The sequence below is a fragment of the Spirillospora sp. CA-294931 genome, from assembly GCF_050946795.1.
In the GTDB taxonomy this organism is placed as follows: Bacteria; Actinomycetota; Actinomycetes; order Streptosporangiales; family Streptosporangiaceae; genus Spirillospora.
Genome location: NZ_CP192006.1, coordinates 7,417,808 through 7,438,757, shown reverse-complemented (window position 1 = coordinate 7,438,757; position 20,950 = coordinate 7,417,808). Strand labels below are relative to the sequence as shown.

Sequence of the window (20,950 nt, the reverse complement as noted above, 5' to 3'; positions counted from 1 at the left end):
TGACGCCCGCCGAGCGAATTGCCTCAGCCCGCACCTGGTTGAGTTTCGACGGCATGCGTGGATGCGTCACGACCTCACGCGCGGACCTGCCTCGACCGCCCGGGGAGGCGCGACGGTGTGGGCGGAGCGTCTCGACGTTGCCACGGTCGGGACGCCTCAACGGCGCGTGGATGGGGCTCGGCCGCGCCGCCTTGGGCGTGGCTCGCGGCGTGCGTGGGTGGCCTTGGCCAGCGTGCGGGGACGTGTCTCGACCGCGGACGTGTCTCGACCGTATGTGGGTGTGGTGCGGGTGGGGGTGGGGCCAACCGGGGAAACGGGCCTGGGGGCCGGTTTCCCCGGTTGGGTGGGGGCAGTTGGCTGGGCTGGGGGCGGGTGCCCCGACCGTTGCCTCAGTAGGCGAAGCGGTTTGGCTTTACTGGAGGGCGGCGGGTGCGTTGCTGGCTGAAGTCCGGCGGCACCGCGGGGCAGGACGCGCCTGCGACGGGTGTGGTTCCGTTCAGCAGGTAGGTGTCGACGACCTTGCGTGAGCAGGGGCTCAGGCCGTACACGCCGTGGCCCGTTCCCTGGTAGGTCAGCAGGGCCGACCCGGGGATCTGGCGGTTGGTGCCCACGGCCCAGGGGTAGGCGGTGGCCGGGTCGCCGACCGCGTTGGCGATCAGGATCGGGGGCGTTCCCTTGATGCGGTAGGGGCGTTGCGGGTCGCGGGCGGGGTTGGGGCGGCCGATGCAGGACGTGATGGCCGACCATCCCAGCGGGCTCAGCCGGACGTGGGGGGCCGCGCGGCGGGTGCCGACACGCACGGCTGCCAGTTCCTTGTAGTCGCGGACGGGGAAGGACCAGTCCGCGCACAGGATCCCGGCGAACTCGCCGTCCGCGTCGGCGACGGCGGCCCTGGTCTTCACCGGGCGTGGCTTCTGCCGGGTCAGCGCCAGGAACTCCTGGCCGAGCTGGGCCCAGGCGATCGGGTCGTAGGACGACCCGTGCACCATGCTGGCCAGGTCGGGTGGGGCGAGGCGGGTCTTGGGCGACCCGATCTCGTGCAGCGTGCCCTTCTCGGCCCGCAGCATCAGGTTGTCCAGGACCTTCACCGGGTTTCGGCCGCGCAGCGCGCAGTGCTTGGACGTCGGGCACCACTTGGCGAACTGCGAGTAGGCGACCTCAAGCGCGCGGGCTTCGTCCTGCGAGAAGCGCAGGGCGCCCGCGACGCTGTGGTCCATGGTGCTGTCCAGCGTCATCGACCGGACGCGTCCGGGGAACAGTTCGGCGTAGCGCTGGCCGAGCCACGTCCCGTATGAGACTCCGTAGAAGGAGACTTTGTGCTCGCCCAGCGCGGCGCGGATGGCGTCCATGTCGCGGGCGACGCTTCCGGCCCCGAGGAAGTCGTACAGCAGCCCGGTCTTCTTGCGGCATGCCCGGTAGAGCTTGCCCTGGTAGGCGGCGAGTTTGGCGAAGTCGGCCTGGTGCCGGGGGTAGGTCCGGGGCGGGACGCCGACCGAGCCGCACAGGACGGCGTGGCTGCCGCCCACACCGCGTGGATCGAATCCCACGATGTCGTAGCGCTGCCTGACCTGCTTGGAGAGACCGGCCCGGTCGAGCGCGAACTCGACGCCCGATCCGCCGGGGCCGCCGGGGTTGACCAGCAGCGTGCCGAGTCGCTTTCCGGTGGCCTTGGCGCGGGCGACCGCGATCTTCACGGTGCCGCGTCCGGGTTTCGCCCAGTCGATCGGCACGGTCAGCGTGCCGCATTGCACCGTCCGGTCGTCCGGACACGCACGCCACGCGATTTTGTTTACGGGGGTAGACCGTTCCGCGGCCTGAACGGGGCTTGAGCCCAGCGTGGCGCTCGCCAAAGCGATGCCGACGCACAGGACTCCGGCCTTGCGGCCTGGTGAAGTCACGTAGACAGACTCCCTGTCCTTAAGGTGCACTTGGGATAGGAGAGATCTTCGTGACATTGGATAACAATCGGGTCATCCCCAGGGATGATTTTTCCGGACCAGGAAGGCACCCATGACCCGCCGCCTCACCCTCGCCCTGACCGCCGTCGCGACCCTCGCCGTCGCGGGCGTCCTGGCGTTCAACGCGGCCGGCGCCGACGAGGATCGCGGCTCCCCGGCCGACGTCGTGAGCACCACGGTCACGCAGAAGCCCGAGGACGTCGAGAAGTACTGGACCAAGGAGCGCATGCGCGACGCCAAGCCCGCGGAGATGCCCACCGGCCCCTGACGCGCGAACGCCCCCGGCAACGGGCCGGGGGCGTTCGGGAGGCTGAAGGTCAGCCGGCGATGGCCTTGTAGACGTTGATGGCCACCGTGCCGTGGTGCGGGGAGTTCATCTGGTCGGTGCGCAGGCTGTGGGTGCTGTTGATGCCGATGATGCGGCCGTAGCCCTTGCGGCTCATCCCGTAGATCCAGGGGCCGCCGCTGGCGCCGTTGCCCATGGTGCAGTGCATGCCGAGGCCGACGGCGCCGCCGCCGTAGTTGACCCCGTAGGACTTGCCGGAGCAGTACCAGAGGCGGTTGCTGTTCATGGGGCGCTTGGACGGCAGGGCGCGGGCCGGGTAGCCGAAGCTGTAGACGTTGTAGGCACGGCCCTTGTAGCCGAAGGTGAAGCCCTGGGCGCCGGTGTAGGCCTGGACGCCCTTGCCCTTGTAGGTGCGGACGGTGAAGGCCGCGATGTCGTAGCGGAGGTCGCCCTTGGTCGTCCAGCCCTTGAGGGCGACGATGCGGTCGGCGGTCCAGACGCCCTTGGAACGGCCGTCGATGAAGTCCGGGTAGAACACCAGCTTGCGTGCGAAGCCGGCGGTGCCGCCCCGGCCCGAGTGGACGCAGTGCCCGGCCGTCCAGATGGTGCGCTTGTTCTTGGCGTTGATGACCGAGGCGCTGCAGGTGTACTGCTGGCCGCGGTTGTTGACGCCGTAGAGCTTCCCGATGGTGCGCGCGGGCGCGGCGTTGTGGCGGGTCCACTGGCGGGCCACGCGGACGGCCTGCGTGGACGCGGTGCCGCCGCTGCGGGTGGCCGCGGCGCCCTCGGGGAGGGTGCCCTCGCCTTCAAGGGTGGGGCCGGTGCCGAGGGCGGAGGCCTGCGGCGCGGCCGGGGCGGCGTTCACGGCCGGGGTGTCGAGCGGCTTGGCCGCGCGGAGCCGCGCCTTGGTCCAGTACTTCTTCGTCGCCTCGGCGGTGTCGGGGACGTTGGCGTACTCAAGCTGCGCGGCCGGGTCGGCCGGGGCCTTGGCGCCGACGGCGGCCACGGACTTGGCCGGCTCGTCGGTCGCGACGTTGAGGGCGATGCCGGAGGCGAGCGCCACGGCGCCGACGGCACCGCCGGCGATCAGAAGTCGAGGGGTAGAAAAACGCACCCTTTGTGCCTTTCCAGGGGGTGGTGAGCAAGCTGTCTCAGAATGGAACAGCCAACCGCCCGGAGGCGGCGACGTCAAGATGGGTACATAGTGGCAGATGTCCTGGAAGTGAATTTCAGTGGGCCGCCGTTTGGATCTCGCCAACGGACAGGCGCGCGCTTCCGGTGGCGGGCAGCGGATTGAAGGAGCCACCCGGGGTGTCGCACTTTCCCGTGCACGTCCATGTGACCGAGTAGTAGATCGTCGCCGTGATGGTGAAGGCGTCCGACTTGGACCGCTGGTAGGTGTGGGTGCACGGGGAATCGCGCAGTCCGCGTTTGTAGGGGACGCCCGGGCCCGCGCAAGTGATCGTCGTCTCGCCCAGATCCCAGACGACCTTGGCGGGCCGCCCCCGAATGGCGATGCGCTGGCCGTCCACCGAAATCGCGGCCTGATGTGGCCGCCACGAGCCGCGGTCGATCCATAGGAAGGTGCGAACGCCCACCCACGTGCGCGGGGACGGGCTGGTTCGGGGGTGAGGAGGGGGGAGTGCGATGGCGTCACCGGCCATCTCGACGGCCGAGGCGGTGCTGACGCGTGGCGTGGCCGGGAGCGTGATGCAGTGGTCGGCGCCCCCGGTGGGCGCGCACATGGGCTCGACCCGTATCCCCGTGGGGGCCGAGCTTTCCGAGCCCCCGACGGTGGTCCCCCGGGGCGGGGTGGCGGTGGCCGTGATGGTGCACAGCCAGCCTTGGCCGGGACGGCCGCAGCCCGCGTCCGCCCACGACGGTGTCGCCAGCAGAGGCGTGAGAAACGCTGCGGCGGTACAGGCGCGGATCAGCATTTCGGGTTCCTCGGAGAGCTGATCTGTGACACCTTCCACACGCCTTGGGAGTAACTCAAGGTGGCGTAGACGAGAGACCGCCGGGGTTTTGGTGGATAACCGAGCCGTTTGCCGGTTCTTGTGTTATAGGTCCAGGGTCCCGAGGTCGTAATGCAGTCCACTATGTACGCGTTTGTCAGATCGGCCGACAGAACCTTCGGATGAGGAACGGCATGACCGCGCTGGACGATTCCGCGGCGCCTGTTGTCCCGCACCGCCGCCGCGAGCCGCGCGGCCGTGGGGCCGGTGGCGACCGACGTGATGCGGCTGGGGTCGTTCGACTCCAGCGTGTACTCGTGCACCTCGTGAAAGTGGCGGTACCCGCTCAGCGGTGACGCCGGTGCCGCCGCCTTGGGAACGGGCGCCGTCGTCTGGGCGCCGCTGGGGGAGAAGGCTCCGGCCTCGGACGGGGCGGCGGCGCATCCGGCCGCGAGGGCGGTCGCCAGCAGTGCGTATTTCACGTCGCCGCACGTTAGCGAGGGTGCGCGGATCTCCGGAGTGCATCGGGGAATCGTCCGGGAAAGTCAGCTCCGGCCGATGTCGGCCACCAGGTTCAGGCCCAGCAGCAGGTCGAGATGGATGATCGTCTCCAGTTTGGCTCCCGGGGCGACGTCCGGGTCGTCAGCCAGACGTTCGAGCACGGCCAGCGCCGTGGGGGAGTCGAGGTCGTCGAACAGCGCCGCCTCGGCCTCGGCGCTGTAGACGCGGTTGATCGGCCGTCCCGGGGCGGTGGCCCAACCGGCCACCAGCCGCCGCCAGCGCTCCAGGTCCAGTTGCGACCGCCAGAGCAGGTCGTCGCCCAGATCGGGCGGCGCGGTGTGCCGGGTCCGCAGGGTCGCCAGCCGGACGCACAGGAAGTCGCAGCCCGCGTTGCCCACGAGCGTGATCCAATTCTCGTCCGCCTCGGGCAGGTCGATCTGGATCGCGCCCCCGGGGACGGACGTCACGACCTCGGGCACCGCGATGTTGTAGTCGTCGAACCTGGCCTCGACCGGTTCGATGCCGGGGGCGCGGGTGACCCGCACGGGACGGTGACCCGCCCGTCCGGCCACACGCTGGAGCAGGTCGGCGGTGATGAAGGATCGTTCGGCGCCCGCCGCCACGTGGATGTGGACGGGGCCCGGGGGGATCGGCTCGGGCCGGCCGGTGGTCGGGTCGTGGAGCCGCAGCATGATCCCACCCTACGGATCGGCGAAGGGGCCCACGGGCATCGGCGCCGCGCCGTCCGGTTTGCGGACGGCGGCGAAGCGGAGGCGGACGTAGTCGGCGACCCAGCCCGACTCGCGGCGCAGGGCCGGGGCGGCCAGGTCGACGATGCGTCCGAGCAGGGGCTCGACGAGCTCGGGCGGGACGTCCGCCAGCGCGTGGGCCATGTAGACGCGGACCCAGTCGGCGGCGCCGTTGGGCCCTTCGGTCATGAGCGTCGGGCGCTCGGCGTGCTCCAGGAGCCGGACGGTGAAGCCGCCCTCTTCCAACCGCGTGGCGTACTCGGCGGGGGTCGGGAAGTACCAGGGCAGCTCGGGCTCGCCGAGTCCGAAGACCCGCCAGGCGGTCTGCATCGCGACGATGAGCTCGGCGCAGTTGCCCGCGCCGCCGAGTTCGCCGACGAAGCGGCCCCCGGGGCGCAGGGCCGCGTGGACCTGGGCGATGACCGCGTCCGGGTCGGCGGTCATCCAGTGCAGGGCGCCGTTGGAGGCCACCGCGTCGAACGTCTCGCTGGTGGTGAAGTCGTGGGCGTCGCCGATGGCGAAGGACAGGCCGGGGTTGAGCGCGGCCGCCTGGGCGATCATCTCGGCCGAGCCGTCGATGCCCAGCACCTCGGCACCGCGCTCGGCGATCTCGGCGGAGAACGCGCCCGTCCCGCACCCGAGGTCGATGATGCGTTCCCCGGGCTGGGGGTCGAGCAGGTCGACCAGGGGCGCGCCTTTCGCGGAGACGTACCCGAAGGGTGAGTCGTACGTCGTCACGGCCCAGTTCACCGTCGTAATTTATCCGTAAAGTCACCAGCGTGCCGCGTCGTTGACGATCTCTGACTTCCCGGGACGGCCTTCGAGCGGAGGTACGGTCGGACGCATGGCGGAGGTCCGGATCGTTGGCGCCGAGCACCTGGACGGGCTCGAACTGCGCACGCAAGGCCTGGTGGAGCAGGGCTTGCCGGAGCTTTGCGCCCGGGGGCTGCCGCCCTATCTGGGGCAGGGCTGGGCGCGGGTGCTGGCGGCGTTGGCGCAGAGCCTGGTGGCCGGAGGCGCCGAGATTCCGGACCATGTGATTTTGGGAACTGGGGTGCGTGTCCGCCTCATACGGGAGGGTGATCTCCTGCTGCCCGTCCCGCCGGACGGAGAGCCGACCGGGGAATGGCGCCGCGAACTGGTGCTCGCCCTGTTCTGCTGATCGTCCCACTACGTACCTATTGGTCCTACTACGCTCCTCGGGTGCCCTCGACGGAGACTGCAACCGCGGAAACAGCACCCGCCCTCCCGCTGGTCCGGACCCAGTCCCGGGGAACCATCGCGCTGGGCGTCGGTCTGGTGGCCATGGGCGTGGTCGCGGTCTGGTTCTACTTCCGCGGCGGGCCCGCCTGGGGCGCGATCTTCCTCGTCCTGCTGGGGCTGGCGGTGGTTTCGCTGGTCAACGCGGTGCGGTACCGGCTGACGGTGGACGAGCGGGGCATCGCGCGGCGCGGGCTGGTGCGCGAGACCTTCGTCCCGTGGGACGAGGTCGAGGGCCTCTCGGTGCTCGGCGGCAACGCGGGAGCGGTCCAGATCACGCGCCGGACCAAGGGCCCGCTGGTCGTCACGCATGTCCCTCCGGCCGTCGTGCCCGAGATGCGGGCGATGGCCGGGCTTCCCGTCCCGGACGAGCCGCCGCCCCGCTACCTGGCGCGGCTGCGGCTGAGGGCGCTGTGCTGGGTCGTCCCGGCCCTGGTGGTGGCGCTGGCGCTGCTGACGATCCGGCGGTTCCACGACGGCTTCGGCAGCGTCTCGGCCACGCTCCTCGGCCTGGTGCTGGCCGGGATCTTCACCCGGTCGCTGCTGATCGTGCTTTTCGGGCGGACGGAAGCGGGCAACGGTGGCGTCCGCAACCGGCTGGCCGTCCTCGTCAAGCAGATCCCCTGGACGGCGGTACAGCGGCTTGAGGTCGTCCCCACGCCGTTCGGGCGCAGGGTCGTCCTGGTCTCGCCGCCGATACGCATCGCGTTGGCGGCGCCCAGGGAGTCGCTGTTCGCGCGCGACCCCGGCTTCGACGCGGGCGTGGAGGAACTGGCCGCGCGGTCGCGGCAGACGGTCGAGGTCAAGCGGCGCTCCGGCCTGCTGCGGCTGAGCTATCCCCTGCTGCTGGCGGGGGTCGTGCTGGCACTGCTCTGGAGCGAGAAGCCGCAGTTGGAGCCGTGGTGGCCGGGCAATACCGAGGCCACTGCGATACCGGACGCGTGTCCGGTCGGGCAGGACGTGGCAGGACGCCTCGTGGCCCGTCCAAAACTCGCCGGGCGCGCGCGCCGCGATCTGGGGTACGTGCGCACGTCGGTCTGCGAATGGCGAGAGCAAGGGACGGCCCTGGGCCTGACCCTGCGCTACACCCTTTTCCCCAGGGACGGCGGCGATTCCGGCACCGCACGCGCCGTCACGCGGATGAACTCCGCGCGCAGCCTCGGCGGCGCACCCGTCCGGGGTCTCGGTGACCAGGCGCACCTGCGCGATGGCGAGGCCACCGGGGGAAGCGACATAGCGCTGACCGTCCGCCGCCAGAACGTCCTGCTGGAGGTCGAGTACTCGGGCCGCCGCCCGGTCGGCCAGGCCCGACCAGAAGCCGAGACCCTCGCCCGCCGAGCCCTGGCCCGCGTGCGGTTCGTCTGAACGGGGGGCCTGGGCCCGTGTGCGGTTGGTTCGGGCGGGCTTATTAGAATTGAGTTCTAACAGGCCCGCGAGAAGGGACGACGCATGTCGTACACCGAGATCGACTACGGGGTTCGGGACGGGATCGCCACGATCACGCTGAACCGGCCGCACCGTATGAACGCCTACACCTACGTGATGCGCTCGGAGCTGCTGGACGCCTTCGACCGGATCGACGCCGACGACGACGTCCGGGTGGTCGTGGTCACCGGCGCCGGCAAGGCGTTCTGCGCGGGGGCCGACCTCGGGAGCGGCGGGTCCACCTTCGACAAGGACAAGTCGCAGGACATGTTCGCCGGAGAGGACGACGTTCTGGAGGACGGCACCCCCCGCGACGGCGGCGGCACGGTCGCGCTGCGGATCGCGCGCTGCCTCAAGCCGGTCATCGGGGCCTTCAACGGCGCTGCGGTCGGCGTGGGGATCACGATGACGCTGCCGATGGACGTCCGGCTGGCCGGCGAGAAGGCCAAGTTCGGATTCGTGTTCGCCCGGCGCGGGATCGTCACCGAGGCGGCGTCCAGCTGGTTCCTGCCGCGCCTGGTCGGCATCGCCCAGGCGATGGAGTGGGCCGCGACCGGCCGGGTCTTCGAGGCGCGCGAGGCTCTGGAGGGCGGTCTGGTCTCCCGGGTGTACGCGCCTGACGAGCTCCTGCCCGCGGCCTACGCGCTCGCCCGCGAGATCGCCGACAACACCTCGGCCGTGTCGGTGGCCGCGATCAGGCGGCTCATGTGGTCGGGGCTGTCGGCGCCGTCCCCGTGGGACGCCCACGCCGCCGATTCCCGCCTGATGGCCGCCCTGGGCGCCGCGCCCGACGCCGACGAGGGCGTCACGTCGTTCCTGGAGAAGCGTCCCGCCAAGTTCCCCATGCGCGTGAGCAGCGACCTTCCGGACGAGGTCCCCGATTGGCCCCTTCGCTGACCCCAACGTGTGAGTAGTGGGGCGAGGGGTATGTAGCGCGCGTGGCACACGTTTCGGGGGTGTGTGGTGCGAAACAGGATTTCTGTTGCCATCGCGGTCGGGGGACTGCTGCTCGCTTCGGGGTGCGGGCAGGAGACCCGGTCGGCAGGCCAGATGGCCGCCAAGGACAAGCGCGCGCGGGCGGCGGCACAGCAGCCTAAGCCGCCGCCTCCACGCGCGATCGACTGCCAGCGGGTCAAGTGCGTCGCGCTGACCTTCGACGACGGTCCGGGCGCCTACACCGGCAAGGTGCTGGACGACCTGCGCGCGTCCGGCGCGCGCGCCACGTTCTTCATGCTCGGGCAGAACGTCGGCGGCGCGCCCGGCATCGTCCGCAGGATGGCCCTGGAGGGCCACGAGCTCGCCAACCACAGCTGGTCGCACCCGATGCTCACCGGGCTGTCGACCGCCGCCGTCCGTTCCCAGGTGAAGCGCACACAGCGCGCGATCGCCACGGCCTCGGGCGGCGTCACGCCGACGCTGTTCCGTCCCCCGTATGGCGCGACCAACGCCCAGGTGGGACGGGCCGTCGGCATGCCCCAGATCATGTGGAGCGTCGACAGCCTCGACTGGCAGCACCGCAGCGTCCGGCGCAACATCCAGGCGGGGGTCAACGAGCCCAAGCGCGGCGGCGTCGTGCTGTTCCACGACATCCACAAGGCGACGGCGGCGGCCGTCCCGAAGGTCGTCTCGGGCCTCAAGCGCCGGGGGTTCACCCCGGTCACCGTCTCGGAGCTGTTCCGCGGCCAGCGCCTCAAGCCGGGCCACCGCTACAACGAGCGGGAGACGCCCCGCGTGCGATCTACGTCACACTGACGGAGTGACTTCTCCCTGGCCAGGCGGAGAGAAGAATCTGCGGCCGAGGTCAGCTCGCGGGGCGCCGCCGGGGCGGAGGCTGCGGCGGGACGACCTTGGCCGCGACCATCGTCCCCTCGGGCACCTCGACCACCTCGCCCGTCCTGCGCCGCACCCGCAACGTCTTGTCGGACCAGGATTCGAGCACGCCCACCACGTCGCTGTACTCTCCGGTGGGCAGACGACGGCGCAGCGAGATCCGCTCACCGACGTTCGCCGGATCGATGGACACCACCAGCCGGGCGACCAGACGGCCAGACATGTGGCACCCCCATGTCGAATCGACTACGCCTCGGTGGCAATACTATTCAGTGCGAGCTTGCGGTGAGCCGGGAGAGGAGTCACTAACGTGACCTACGTCATTGCGCAGCCCTGTGTGGACCTGCTCGACAAGGCATGCATCGAAGAATGCCCGGTCGACTGCATCTACGAGGGGAAGCGCCAGCTCTACATCCACCCCGACGAATGCGTCGACTGTGGTGCTTGCGAGCCCGTCTGCCCGGTTGAGGCGATCTACTACGAGGACGACGTCCCCGAGCAGTGGAAGGACTTCTACAAGGTCAACGTGGAGTTCTTCGACGACCTCGGCTCCCCGGGAGGCGCCTCCAAGGTTGGGAAGATCGAGAAGGACCACCCGATCGTCGCGGCGCTGCCCCCGCAGAGCCAGGACGACTGATCCCGGGCTCGTTTGGTTCGTTTTGGGCCGTGGCCTCCGTGCGGAGGTCACGGCCTGTCGTCTAGCCGAGGAGGGGCGGGCGTGCTCACGCTGCCGGATTTCCCGTGGGACCGACTCCAGCCATACAAGGAGCGGGCCGCGGCGCATCCCGACGGCATCGTCGACCTGTCGATCGGCACGCCCGTCGACCCCACGCCCGAGCCCGTGCGCGCCGCCCTGGCGGCCGCCGCCGACGCCCCCGGCTACCCGGCCACCTACGGGACGCCCGCGCTGCGCGAGTCGGTGGCGGGCTGGCTGCGGCGCCGCGCCGGGGTGACCGGCGCCGACCCGGCCGCCGTGCTGCCGGTCATCGGCACCAAGGAACTGGTCGCCTGGCTGCCCACGCTGCTCGGCGCGGGCCCCGGCGACAAGGTCGTCTTCCCCGAACTGGCCTACCCGACCTACGACGTCGGCGCCCGCCTGGCCGGTGCCGACTCCGTCGCGACCGACGGCCTGCTCTCCCTCGGCCCCGCCGCGCCCAAACTGGTCTGGGTCAACTCGCCGTCCAACCCGACGGGCCGCGTCCTGCCCGCCGAGCACCTGCGCAAGGTGGTCGCCTGGGCCCGCGAGCGCGGCACGGTCGTGGTCAGCGACGAGTGCTACCTGGAGTTCGGCTGGGACGAGCAGCCGGTCTCGATCCTGCACCCCGACGTCTGCGAGGGCTCGCACGAGGGCCTGCTGGCCGTCAACTCGCTCTCCAAGCGCTCCAACCTGGCCGGGTACCGCGCGGGCATCGTCACCGGCGACCCGTCCCTGGTGGCCCGCCTGCTGGAGGTCCGCAAGCACGCGGGCATGATCGTCCCGGCCCCCGTCCAGGCCGCCATGATCACCGCCTTCGACGACGACGCCCATGTCGACGAGCAGCGCGCCCGCTACGCCCGCCGCCGCGCCGCCCTGCGCGCCGCGTTCGAGGCCCACGGCTTCCGCATCGACCACTCCGAGGCGTCCCTCTACCTGTGGGCCACCCGCGACGAGCCCTGCTGGAGCACCCTCGACCACCTCGCCGACCTCGGCATCAGCGCCGCCCCCGGCGACTTCTACGGCCCCACCGGCTCACACCACATCCGCATCGCCTTCACTGCCACCGACGACCGCGTGGAAGCCGCCGTCACCCGCCTGACCTAGTCGTCCCGGGGCACGCTTCTGCGCAGGACGTCGTCGACCGCCCGCTGGAACGCGGTGACGAGCGACTGGATCATCAGGGGCTTGAGCTGGGCGGAGAGTTCGAGCAGCCGGTCGCGCTCCTCCGGGGGCCGTCCCCGCTCGCGATAGGGCCGGACGACGGTCTCCTGGAACACCCGCTGCAACTCGGCGGCCAGGGCCGTCGTGTGCCGCTCGACCACCTCGTGCGAGGCGATCAGCGTCTCCAGCGGCAGCGCCGACAGCTCGGCGCCCAGCCCGATCAGCGCGGGGCTCAGCACCCGCACGCGCCCGGACGCCGGACGTTCGACGATCCCCAGCGCCTCCAGGCGCTTGAGGCTCTCCTCGTCCAGATGACGTCCCGCGCGCCGGTCGAGCTCATGGGGTTCGAGCTCCTCGGCGACCTCGGGAGCCCAAGGCGACAGCAGGGCCCGCTGGAGCGCCAGATCCTCGACCGGGGCGTCAGGGGGAATCCGGCTGAGATGCTTCTCGATCGCCACCAGCGTGAGCCCGAGCGCCTGAAGATCACGAACAAGCTCCAGCCGCGCCAGATGCTCGGCCCCGTACAGGCCCGTCCGCCCCCGGAGACGCGGAGGCGGAAGCAGGCCCCGTCCCGCATAGAACCGCACGGTCCGAACGGTGACCCCGGCGCGCGTGGCCAGCTCATCGACCGTCATCTCCACAGGGACTCCCCGGTCAGCTCTATGTGACAGCACCAGTGTTACATTAATCGTGTATCAGAGCGTACTTACCCTGAGGAGCAGGCCGGATGGCGCGCGAGATCTTCAACGAGGAGCACGAGGCGTTCCGCGACATGGTGCGGTCCTTCATCGCCAAGGAGGTCGCGCCCCACCACGAGCAGTGGGAGAAGGACGGCATCGTCCCCCGCGAGCTGTGGCTGGCCGCCGGACGCCAGGGCCTGCTCGGCATCGAGATGCCCGAGGAGTTCGGCGGCGGCGGGATCGACGACTACCGCTACTACACGATCTTCAACGAGGAACTGGCCGCCGTCGGCGCCAGCGGCCCCGGCTTCGCGGTGCACAACGACGTCGTCGGCGGCTACCTCGTCCAGTTGCTCAACGACGACCAGAAGCGCCGCTGGCTGCCGGGCTACTGCTCCGGCGAGCTGATCACCGCGATCGCGATGACCGAGCCCGCCGCCGGCTCCGACCTCCAGGGCATGAAGAGCACCGCGGTCAAGCAGGGCGACCACTACGCCCTCAACGGCTCCAAGACCTTCATCACCAACGGCATCCTGTCCGACCTGGTGATCGTCGCCGCCAAGACCGACCCGTCCGCCGGGGCGCACGGCGTCAGCCTGCTCATGGTCGAGCGCGGCATGGAGGGCTTCGAGCGCGGCCGCAACCTCGAAAAGGTCGGCATGCACGCCCAGGACACCGCTGAACTCTTCTTCGACAACGTCCGCGTCCCCGCCGAGAACCTCCTGGGCGAAGAGGGCATGGGCTTCATCTACCTGATGCAGAACCTCGCCCGCGAGCGCCTCTGCATCGCCACCGCCGCCCAGTCCGGCGCCGAAGCCTCCTTCGAACAAACCCTCCAGTACTGTAAGACCCGCGAAGCCTTCGGCCGCCCCATCGGCAAGTTCCAGCACAACCGCTTCACCCTGGCCGAGATGAAGACCGAACTCACCGTCACCCGAGCCTTCGTCGACCAGTGCATCGCCAAGGAATCCAAGGGCGAACTCTCCGCCGAAGAGGCCTCCATGGCCAAATGGTGGACGTCCGAACTCCTCAAGTCCGTCGTCGACCGCTGCGTCCAGCTCCACGGCGGCTACGGCTACATGACCGAATACCCCATAGCCAAGGCCTACAAGGACGTCCGCATCCAAACCATCTTCGGCGGCACCACCGAAATCATGAAAGAAATCATCGGCCGCGGCCTGGGCGTCTAGCTGGCCGACCGGCGGTCAGGACTGGTCGCGGTGGTGTTGTGGGCTGATGCCGCGGGCTCGTTTGAAGGCGGCGCTGAACGCGAACGCGCTTCCGTAGCCGACCTGGTGGGCTACGGCGTCGATCGTGGCGTCGGATTCTTTGAGGAGGTCGGCGGCGAGGTTGATGCGCCATTGGGTGAGGTAGGCCATGGGTGGCGTGCCGACGAGGTCGGTGAAGCGGCGGGCCAGCGTCGCTCGGGACACCCCCGTCCGCTCGGCGAGTGCGGTCACCGTCCAGGGGTGCCCGGGGTCGCCGTGCATGAGTCGCAGGACGGGTCCCACGACGATGTCGCCGTTGGCGCGGTGCCAGGCTGGCGCGTCGGTACCGGTGCTGGTGAACCATTCGCGGAGGATGACGGCCAGCAGGAGATCCAGCAGGCGTTCGAGCACGAGATCTTGCCCCGGCTGGTTTCGTGCGATCTCCTCCGCCAGGAGCGACACCACCGCGGGTTGGCCGTGGGCGGCCTTGGGGACGACCAGCAGCGGCGGCAGGGCACTGAGCAGGCGCGTGGCGATCTCGGCCGGTCCCTGGTATTTGCCGATCAGCAGCACCGACGAGTCGCCTGCGCCGTCGTGGCGGTTGACCCAGGTCCGCACACCCATGTCCGCGATGTCGGGCAGGTTTTCGCCTGCTGGGGTCGTCCGTCGGGGGCCGGGCTGAACGACCATCTGGACCGGCGTGTGGGGATCATCGGCGAAGGTGAAGGCGTCCGGGCCGGGCATCACCGCGATGTCGCCCGCCTCCAGCCGCACCGCCCCGCCGGTGCTGGGCACCGCCCAGGGCGTCCCGCGCAGGACGGCCACCACGTTGAGCGGGGCACTGTCGCGCACCTGCACCGACCACGGTGGGTTCAGGATGGACCGCAGCGCGAACGTGCCCCTGACCCTGGCCGCCGCGAGCAGGATCGACAAGGGATCCACCGGCGCAGTATAAGAGGCACCCTTATGGGTCTGCGAGCCTGGAGCATGGCCGGTGGTTCGGCGTTCCGATGAACTGTGGATCATGACAGTGACAGCGCCGACAACGTTGGTCCTCGCGGGGACGGGCAAGACCGGACGCCGGGTCGCGTCCGGGCTTGGAGCGCGTGAGGTGCCGGTACGGATCGGCTCACGGCGTGCTGAGCCGCCCTTCGACTGGCAGGACGACACCACATGGGAACGCGCGCTGCGAGGCGTGGGCGCGGCTTATGTGGCCTTCTATCCGGATGCGGCGTTCCCCGGCGCGGCCAGAACCGTGGGTTCCTTCGTCGACCTGGCGGTGGCCTGCGGCGTCCGGCGCCTGGTCCTGCTGGCCGACCGCGGTGCCGCCGAGGCTGAGCGGTGCGAGCAGCGGGTGCGGGACTCGGGTGCGGAGTGGACCATCGTGCGGGCGGGGTTCATCACGCAGAACTTCAGCGAGGCGTTCCTGGTGGAGCTGGTCCTGGCCGGTGTCGTCGCGCTTCCGGTCGGCGACGTCGCCGAGCCGTTCACCGATGCGCAGGACATCGCCGATGTCGCCGTCGCGGCGCTGACCGAGGACGGCCATGCGGGCCGGATCCACGAGGTGACCGGGCCGCGGCTGCTCACCTTCGCCGATGCCGTCGGCGAGATAGCGAGGGCGACCCGCAGGGACGTTCGTTATCTGCCGATCACCTCTGAGCAGTTCGTCTCGTCGCTGACCAGGCGAGGTGTGCCGGCCGAGTACGCGAGGCACCTGGCCGGCCTGATGGTCGAGGTCTTCGACGGGCGCAGGGCCCAGGTCACCGATACCGTCGAGCGTGTTCTGGGCCGTCCGCCCCGCGACTTCGCGGAGTACGCCCATGAAACCGCCGCCACCGGAGTATGGGATCCCGATTTCGAGTCCTGACGTGCTCGGGCTCACCCAGGACGGAACTCGTCAGAGCCTGACGCCCTCGTCGGCTCGCTCGCGGCCAGCCGTTGGCTGAACGGTCGCGTGTGCACAACTGACCGCCTGGGACTGGGCGACCAGCTGAATACGCGGGTTCTGGAACAGCGGTATCAGATCACCCAACCGCGCTGCGGCGGCGTTGTGGACGACGAGCAGCACCCGAGGCGAAGGCTGCGTGGCGGCCACCTGGGCGGCACCGCACCGCGAACCGTGGCGGCGGAGATCAACATCGGTCAGCAGAACCAAGGATGCGCAGGTCAGAGCCGCATCCGTAGAGTCCTGGGCGATTGCTGGTTGTATGTCCGGTTCGCTGAGTGGACCGCTGCTTGTTTGTTTTGGGGCGGTCGGTGAGGGTGGCTCTCTGCGTGGTGCCAGTGCAGATGAGTATCGCGGCTCGACTGGTGTGCGTCATCAATGGCGGCCAAAGGGGGTTCTGTGTGATGCAGGGGGCGAATTCAAGAAGTCGGGTGCCCATTCGTTCTCCACTCGTCGCGGCGGTGGTCGCGGCGGTGGTCGCGCTGTCGGCGAATGTCGCCGTCGCTGCCCAGCCGGGCAAGGCTCAGGCCGCCGCCCAGCCCGGCACGGCCCAGGCCGCCACGCAACCCGGCACGGCTCTGGCCGCTGCGCAGCCGGGCACGGTTCCGGCTGCTGCGCGGCCAGGCGAGCCTCAGAGGTCCGTTCAGGCCCGGGGTGGTACGGGGGGCCTCACTGTGGTGGCGCCTCGTCGGACCGATCGGGGCAGCGTGGTGGTGCGTGGGGTGACGCGTGCCAAGAGTCCGATGCTGATCGAGGGTGGTGTGCTGCCGGTCAGGCTGGTCGCCGATAAGAAGGGGCAGTACGCCGGTGAGGTGGTGCTGCGCCCGAACAAGGTCAACAAGCTGAAGGTGAACTCGTATCAGGGGCGTCGCGTCGTCTCCAAGAAGGCGCAGGTTCAGCAGCGGTTGAAGAACGCCAAGGGGCGGGTGTCCGGCGAGGTCTTCGATGTCAACACCCGTCAGGTGATCGCGGGCACCACGGTGCGGTACGGCCCTCGTGTCGTGAAGGCCGACCAGAATGGTCGCTTCACGTTGACCGGTCTTCCCGAGGGCGGCGTCGCTGTTTCCGCGCTCTCGGCGGGACGGCTCAGCGGGGCCCAGGTCGTCCAGGTCAGGCGCGGCCAAGGCAAGGCTGGACGCATCCTGCTGCAGACCCTGGCCAGGCCGGTGAGCATCAGCCCGAAGGGCGGGACGTACTCCGGGGACGGCTGGCGGGTGCAGATTCCCGCGGGTGCCGTCGCTCGGCCGACCAACGTGAACCTGACGCGACTGCTGATGACGGGCGCGAAGGACGAATTCGGCTTGCCCGTGGTCGACGTGTCTCCGAACGGGTTGCGTTTCGCGCGTCCGATCACCGTGACCGTCGACCCGGGTCTCGTCGGGCTCGACGCCGCGCACACGCGCTTTGTGGGTGTCGACCCCGACACTCTGACCACGTTCCCGTTGAAGACCCGCGTGGTGGGCAAGCAGGTGCAGTTCCAGTTGACCCATCTTCGCGGGATGGAGATCCGGGTCGAGATACCACCGATGCCGGCGAACATGTGGGGCGGACCGGAAAAATTCTGCAAGCCGTTCGACAGCACCTTGGACGCCGCCAGGGCCAGTGCGTATTTGCATACCACCATGCTTCCGGGCCTGCGAGCCAGCATCGGCGAAACCTCGTACTACTTCTGGAACAAGTACCTCACCAGGGGAGTGCCGTCACCGACGCGGGAACGTGTCACAAAGCCCGAAGATCTCGAAAGTTTCGACAAACACCCCGATACGGAAGGTGCACGCGAAGTCACCTTCGCCCAGGCGGGGGCTGCAGTAGAAACCGACCAGAGGCAGAGGCCGTACCCGCTTTCTCCTCCGGAGAGGCCAACGAAGAAGAGGATCTCCGACTTCACATTGCCCAAGGGCAAGCCAATCGGCCAGAAAGTACACATCGAATACGGCGGCGGCTCCTTCCAACTCCCAGAGAACATCGCCGGCGGGGTGAGTGACACCGTTCTACCTGGCCAGGGCACCTTCACGGACCGGCGAGACTTCTTCGGCGACGTCCAGTTCATCCCCACCGCCACCAAAAAGGGCGTATTGACGCGAGTCGAAATGAAGGGGGCCCTGCGCCTGGCCTTGGAAGACAGTATCGATTTCTGTCCCGGTGAAGTAGGGGCTAATTTCGTCAAGCACTTTACGATTCCGATGAGCCGGCTGGAGAAGACGGCTTACTCCGGTGGCGGTACGTGGGCCAAGCCCGTCATGTATCAGCTCAAAACAGAGAACCGCAAAGTGCTTACCCGGGACGTCACCAAGGCGTACCCCAAGAACGATCTCGATCAGGACGGAATTCCGGACGAACAGCCGTGGCAGGGCGGGACGTTCAAACTGGACAACTGTAAGTTCTACAACCCCGATCAGGCCGACAGTGATGGCGACGGCGAAGGCGATGCGTGTGACGCCTGCCCTCCGAACAGGCTTCAGATCGCTGCGGACAAGTGTGAGCGACCCCCGGGTGGCAATACCGGCGGGGCCCCGAGGCCTGACGGAACCCCTAGGCCCGATACCGGTCCGTCCAAGCCGGGGACCGGAGGTTCCTATGGTGACCCGCATTTCATCACCTTCGACGGCGGGTCGGTCGATTTCCAGGGCGCGGGCGATTATGTGCTGGCGCAGTCGCCCTCGGGTGACTTCGCGGTGCAGGGCCGGTATGTGCGGTTGCCGGGACGGTCGTCGACGATTTCGATCAACCGGGGTGTGGCGGCCAAGGTCGGCAAGTCGGTGATCGCGTTCGGTGACGAGACCACCTCCGAACCACTCGATCCTCAGGTGGCGACGCTGGACGGCAAACGCATCGCGCTCAAGCCCGGGATGCGCCAGACCCTGCCCGGCGGGGCCGTCCTGACGTTCAATTACGTGCGTGGTGCGGTGGTGCGGTGGGCCGACGGCACCGAACTGGCCGCCGGACGGTGGATCGCCGACAACGCCTTCATCACCCTGTCCCAAGCCCGCTGGGGCAAGGTGGCCGGGCTGCTGGGCAACGCCGACCGCAACCCTTCCAACGACCTGACCGCCCGTAACGGCACCCGGGTCACCGACCCGCTGAACCTGCAGCAGATGTACGGCTCGTTCGGGGCCAGCTGGCAGGCCACCGGGAAAGCCTCGTTCTTCCGCACCAAAATCCCCGCTAGTGGCGCACTGCCCGTGCGTCCGGCCAAGGTGGCCTCGGTCGCCGACCTGACCCCGGCTGCCCGGGCCGACGCCGAGCGGGTCTGCCGGGAGATGGGCGTGGCGCCGGGCGCCGCGTTGCAGCAGTGCATCCTGGACGTCGGCCTCACCGGTGACCGCAGCCACGCCGGCAGCGCCGCGATCGTCGCCGACCGGCTGCGCTCCTCGGTCGACCTGGCCGCCCTGACCGGACGGGTGGAGGACACCGCCACCCTGCCCTTGAATCAGAACGTCCAGGGCAGGCTGGACAAGGCGCACGTCACCGATGTGTTCCAGTTCAACCTGACCGCGGGGCAGAACCTCAAGGTCACCACCCCCGGCCCGTGCACCGGATCGGGCACGTTCTCTATCACTCTGGTCGCCCCGTCGGGGCGGGCGATCGACCGGACCCGCGGCGCCGGGTGCGGCACCCTGGAGGCCACCGGTGTGCGTGAGAGCGGCCGCTACCAGCTACGCGTCCACGACACCGGTGGGTTCACCGGCGCCTACACGCTGCGCGCCGACACCCAGCAAGCCCAGGCGGTCTGCCAGGGCGACAAGGTCGCGCCCAGCGACGATGAGCTGTCGCCCAAGGTCAACCTGGCCTTCCCGATCAACTTCAAGGGACGGCAGTTCACCTCGCTGTGGGTGAACAACAACGGCAACGTCACCTTCGACGACGCGTTCTCGGACTACACCCCCAAGCCGTTCGAGGGGGTCCGGTCGCCGATCATCGCGGCGCTGTGGGCCGACACCGACACCCGCAAACCAGGATCGGGCCAGGTCCGCTACGGCAACGGCACCGTCCAGGGACGCCGCGCCTTCTGCGTCGACTACGACAAGGTCGGCTACTACAACCAGAACACCGACAAACTCAACACCTACCAGCTGTACATCGTCGACCGCGCCGACGTCGCACCCGGCGCCTTCGACATCGTCTACCACTACAAGACCCTCAAGTGGGAGACCGGCGACGCCAGCAGCGGCAACGGCGGCCTGGGCGGCACCTCCGCCGGAGCCGGCTACTCCAACGGCACCGGCAACCCCGGCACCTTCCACGAAGTCAACGGATCACGCCGCCCCGGCACATTCCTGGACACCTCACCCACCGGGCTCGCCAAAACCTCCACCAACAGCAACCAACCAGGAATGCACGTCTTCCCCATCCGCAACTGAACACCTGATCACCCGCAGAAATGAGACGAGGGTGTCCATGGCCAACTCACAGACATGGACACCCTCGTCCAATACGTCACGGTGCGGGACGGACGGATGGTCATCACCATCACCTATCGGGCCGGGCAAGGCGATGTCCGGGCCACAGCTGAATGCGTCGCGAGCCGATTGCTTCGCGTCCTGCCAAAGGAGGGGTTATGAGGCGCAAGGTTGCGCTGACGTTCGCAATGTTCACGCTGGTCGCGGTTGTGGCCGCGATCGGGCTTGTCGTTGATCCGCTCCACCTGGCGAACCGCTGGTGGATGTTGGGCGGCGTGATCGCCGTGGCGGGGGTGTTGGGGACCCTGGCCGTTGGAGCATTGATCGAGCGTGTCGTCGTGCGGAGCGTTGTGGTCTGTGTCGGCGTGGCGGGCGCGCTCTTGGCAGGAGCGGGGTTGAGTGCTGTGCACGCTGCGCTCAAGCCCACGGTGCACGGGGCCGTGGCCAAGGCCGAGTCAGGCGACGGGCGGTACAAGCTGATCGTGGAGAGGGGCCGGTTCTCAAATAGCGCCCACACCGAGTGGCGGGTGAGGTTGCGGACGGGATCCGGGCTGTTCGCGCGGCAGAAGCTGGCGTGGGAGCCGTTGAAGGGGACCCCGCCCAACCGGGTGTACTTCGTCGGGTCGCGTGAGTTCGAGGTCGCCGAGGACAAGTGCGTCCGCCGCTACCGGTTCGACCGGACGACACTCGATGTGACCCCCCTCGGCGCCCCCTGCGGAACCTGAGCAGGCCGTACCCGGGCACTGAGTAATCGCGCCGATGGCCGCGCGGAATGGGGGAGCTGGGGTTGCCGCTGGTGCTGGCTCTCTCCTCTGAGCGGTGCGGCAGGAGATCTCGGTTTACCGGAATTCGTCGCTCACGCCGCTGTACTTCGCGCCCGCGTTGATGGCATCGG

20 protein-coding genes are annotated in these 20,950 nt (G+C 69.3%); 11 read left to right on the top strand and 9 right to left on the bottom strand.

From position 1 onward, the window contains the following. Positions 1-389: 389 nt before the first annotated feature. The gene (locus ACQPY4_RS33605) at positions 390-1,751 is read right to left on the bottom strand and encodes an alpha/beta hydrolase (protein WP_433327879.1); all 1,362 of its coding nucleotides are present in this window, start codon (positions 1,749-1,751) and stop codon (positions 390-392) included. A gap of 259 nt (positions 1,752-2,010) precedes the next feature. Here ACQPY4_RS33605 and ACQPY4_RS33600 point away from each other — a divergent pair, with 259 nt between their 5' ends. Next, complete coding sequence (locus ACQPY4_RS33600) at positions 2,011-2,226, top strand: hypothetical protein (protein WP_433327877.1); 216 nt, start codon at positions 2,011-2,013, stop codon at positions 2,224-2,226. A 49-nt stretch (positions 2,227-2,275) separates the two neighbouring features. Here ACQPY4_RS33600 and ACQPY4_RS33595 read toward each other — a convergent pair whose 3' ends face one another. The 4 genes from ACQPY4_RS33595 to ACQPY4_RS33580 form a co-directional block, all read right to left on the bottom strand. Further along, a complete protein-coding gene (locus tag ACQPY4_RS33595) occupies positions 2,276-3,307 on the bottom strand; it encodes a trypsin-like serine peptidase (RefSeq protein ID WP_433327875.1) in 1,032 nt (343 codons plus the stop codon). 166 nt (positions 3,308-3,473) lie between these two features. Further along, the gene (locus tag ACQPY4_RS33590; protein ID WP_433327873.1) at positions 3,474-4,181 is read right to left on the bottom strand and encodes a hypothetical protein; all 708 of its coding nucleotides are present in this window, start codon (positions 4,179-4,181) and stop codon (positions 3,474-3,476) included. 563 nt (positions 4,182-4,744) lie between these two features. After that, entirely contained in the window at positions 4,745-5,392 is a 648-nt protein-coding gene (locus tag ACQPY4_RS33585; protein ID WP_433327871.1) for a hypothetical protein, read from the bottom strand. 9 nt (positions 5,393-5,401) lie between these two features. After that, positions 5,402-6,199 (bottom strand): class I SAM-dependent methyltransferase, encoded by a 798-nt coding sequence (locus tag ACQPY4_RS33580; protein ID WP_433327869.1) that lies wholly within the window; start codon positions 6,197-6,199, stop codon positions 5,402-5,404. A 94-nt stretch (positions 6,200-6,293) separates the two neighbouring features. Here ACQPY4_RS33580 and ACQPY4_RS33575 point away from each other — a divergent pair, with 94 nt between their 5' ends. From ACQPY4_RS33575 to ACQPY4_RS33560, 4 genes are all read left to right on the top strand, one after another. Then, the gene (locus tag ACQPY4_RS33575; protein ID WP_433327867.1) at positions 6,294-6,611 is read left to right on the top strand and encodes a hypothetical protein; all 318 of its coding nucleotides are present in this window, start codon (positions 6,294-6,296) and stop codon (positions 6,609-6,611) included. 41 nt (positions 6,612-6,652) lie between these two features. Continuing rightward, the gene (locus ACQPY4_RS33570; RefSeq protein WP_433327865.1) at positions 6,653-8,074 is read left to right on the top strand and encodes a PH domain-containing protein; all 1,422 of its coding nucleotides are present in this window, start codon (positions 6,653-6,655) and stop codon (positions 8,072-8,074) included. An 84-nt stretch (positions 8,075-8,158) separates the two neighbouring features. After that, positions 8,159-9,031, top strand: a complete 873-nt coding sequence (locus ACQPY4_RS33565) for an enoyl-CoA hydratase-related protein (protein ID WP_433327863.1) — start codon at positions 8,159-8,161, stop codon at positions 9,029-9,031. Between the two features lie 66 nt (positions 9,032-9,097). After that, the gene (locus ACQPY4_RS33560; protein ID WP_433327861.1) at positions 9,098-9,886 is read left to right on the top strand and encodes a polysaccharide deacetylase family protein; all 789 of its coding nucleotides are present in this window, start codon (positions 9,098-9,100) and stop codon (positions 9,884-9,886) included. 49 nt (positions 9,887-9,935) lie between these two features. Here the strand turns inward: ACQPY4_RS33560 and ACQPY4_RS33555 are convergent, their stop codons facing one another. After that, entirely contained in the window at positions 9,936-10,187 is a 252-nt protein-coding gene (locus ACQPY4_RS33555) for a hypothetical protein (RefSeq protein ID WP_433327859.1), read from the bottom strand. Between the two features lie 87 nt (positions 10,188-10,274). Here ACQPY4_RS33555 and fdxA point away from each other — a divergent pair, with 87 nt between their 5' ends. Both fdxA and dapC read left to right on the top strand, forming a co-directional pair. Further along, entirely contained in the window at positions 10,275-10,601 is a 327-nt protein-coding gene (gene fdxA / locus ACQPY4_RS33550) for a ferredoxin (protein ID WP_160820001.1), read from the top strand. A gap of 81 nt (positions 10,602-10,682) precedes the next feature. Beyond that, positions 10,683-11,765: a succinyldiaminopimelate transaminase gene (dapC, locus tag ACQPY4_RS33545; protein WP_433327853.1), complete on the top strand. Its 1,083-nt coding sequence runs from the start codon at positions 10,683-10,685 to the stop codon at positions 11,763-11,765. Here dapC and ACQPY4_RS33540 read toward each other — a convergent pair. Further along, positions 11,762-12,457 carry a MerR family transcriptional regulator gene (locus ACQPY4_RS33540; RefSeq protein WP_433327852.1) on the bottom strand — a complete coding sequence of 232 codons (696 nt, stop codon included), beginning with the start codon at positions 12,455-12,457 and terminating at the stop codon, positions 11,762-11,764. The two genes, dapC and ACQPY4_RS33540, sit on opposite strands and share 4 nt — an antisense overlap. Before the next feature lie 92 nt (positions 12,458-12,549). On the opposite strand from ACQPY4_RS33540, the gene ACQPY4_RS33535 reads away from it, so the two are divergent. Next, positions 12,550-13,692, top strand: a complete 1,143-nt coding sequence (locus ACQPY4_RS33535; RefSeq protein ID WP_433327850.1) for an acyl-CoA dehydrogenase family protein — start codon at positions 12,550-12,552, stop codon at positions 13,690-13,692. Positions 13,693-13,707: 15 nt separating this feature from the next. Here the strand turns inward: ACQPY4_RS33535 and ACQPY4_RS33530 are convergent, their stop codons facing one another. Then, complete coding sequence (locus tag ACQPY4_RS33530) at positions 13,708-14,652, bottom strand: AraC family transcriptional regulator (RefSeq protein ID WP_433327848.1); 945 nt, start codon at positions 14,650-14,652, stop codon at positions 13,708-13,710. Positions 14,653-14,734: 82 nt separating this feature from the next. Here ACQPY4_RS33530 and ACQPY4_RS33525 point away from each other — a divergent pair, with 82 nt between their 5' ends. Then, complete coding sequence (locus ACQPY4_RS33525) at positions 14,735-15,577, top strand: NmrA family transcriptional regulator (RefSeq protein ID WP_433327846.1); 843 nt, start codon at positions 14,735-14,737, stop codon at positions 15,575-15,577. 30 nt (positions 15,578-15,607) lie between these two features. Here ACQPY4_RS33525 and ACQPY4_RS33520 read toward each other — a convergent pair whose 3' ends face one another. Further along, positions 15,608-15,865 carry a hypothetical protein gene (locus tag ACQPY4_RS33520; protein ID WP_433327844.1) on the bottom strand — a complete coding sequence of 86 codons (258 nt, stop codon included), beginning with the start codon at positions 15,863-15,865 and terminating at the stop codon, positions 15,608-15,610. A 221-nt stretch (positions 15,866-16,086) separates the two neighbouring features. On the opposite strand from ACQPY4_RS33520, the gene ACQPY4_RS33515 reads away from it, so the two are divergent. After that, the gene (locus tag ACQPY4_RS33515; protein ID WP_433327842.1) at positions 16,087-20,016 is read left to right on the top strand and encodes a nidogen-like domain-containing protein; all 3,930 of its coding nucleotides are present in this window, start codon (positions 16,087-16,089) and stop codon (positions 20,014-20,016) included. Between the two features lie 227 nt (positions 20,017-20,243). Further along, complete coding sequence (locus ACQPY4_RS33510) at positions 20,244-20,780, top strand: hypothetical protein (RefSeq protein WP_433327840.1); 537 nt, start codon at positions 20,244-20,246, stop codon at positions 20,778-20,780. Positions 20,781-20,950 lie beyond the last annotated feature (170 nt).

Bases quoted from the DNA above. Each gene is read 5' to 3' on its own strand.
- ACQPY4_RS33555 (WP_433327859.1), bottom strand. From the start codon at position 10,187: ATGTCTGGCCGTCTGGTCGCCCGGCTGGTGGTGTCCATCGATCCGGCG.
- ACQPY4_RS33590 (WP_433327873.1), bottom strand. From the start codon at position 4,181: ATGCTGATCCGCGCCTGTACCGCCGCAGCGTTTCTCACGCCTCTGCTG.
- ACQPY4_RS33565 (WP_433327863.1), top strand. From the start codon at position 8,159: ATGTCGTACACCGAGATCGACTACGGGGTTCGGGACGGGATCGCCACG.
- ACQPY4_RS33540 (WP_433327852.1), bottom strand. From the start codon at position 12,457: ATGACGGTCGATGAGCTGGCCACGCGCGCCGGGGTCACCGTTCGGACC.
- ACQPY4_RS33525 (WP_433327846.1), top strand. From the start codon at position 14,735: ATGACAGTGACAGCGCCGACAACGTTGGTCCTCGCGGGGACGGGCAAG.
- ACQPY4_RS33535 (WP_433327850.1), top strand. From the start codon at position 12,550: ATGGCGCGCGAGATCTTCAACGAGGAGCACGAGGCGTTCCGCGACATG.
- ACQPY4_RS33585 (WP_433327871.1), bottom strand. From the start codon at position 5,392: ATGCTGCGGCTCCACGACCCGACCACCGGCCGGCCCGAGCCGATCCCC.
- ACQPY4_RS33510 (WP_433327840.1), top strand. From the start codon at position 20,244: ATGTTCACGCTGGTCGCGGTTGTGGCCGCGATCGGGCTTGTCGTTGAT.
- ACQPY4_RS33600 (WP_433327877.1), top strand. From the start codon at position 2,011: ATGACCCGCCGCCTCACCCTCGCCCTGACCGCCGTCGCGACCCTCGCC.
- ACQPY4_RS33575 (WP_433327867.1), top strand. From the start codon at position 6,294: ATGGCGGAGGTCCGGATCGTTGGCGCCGAGCACCTGGACGGGCTCGAA.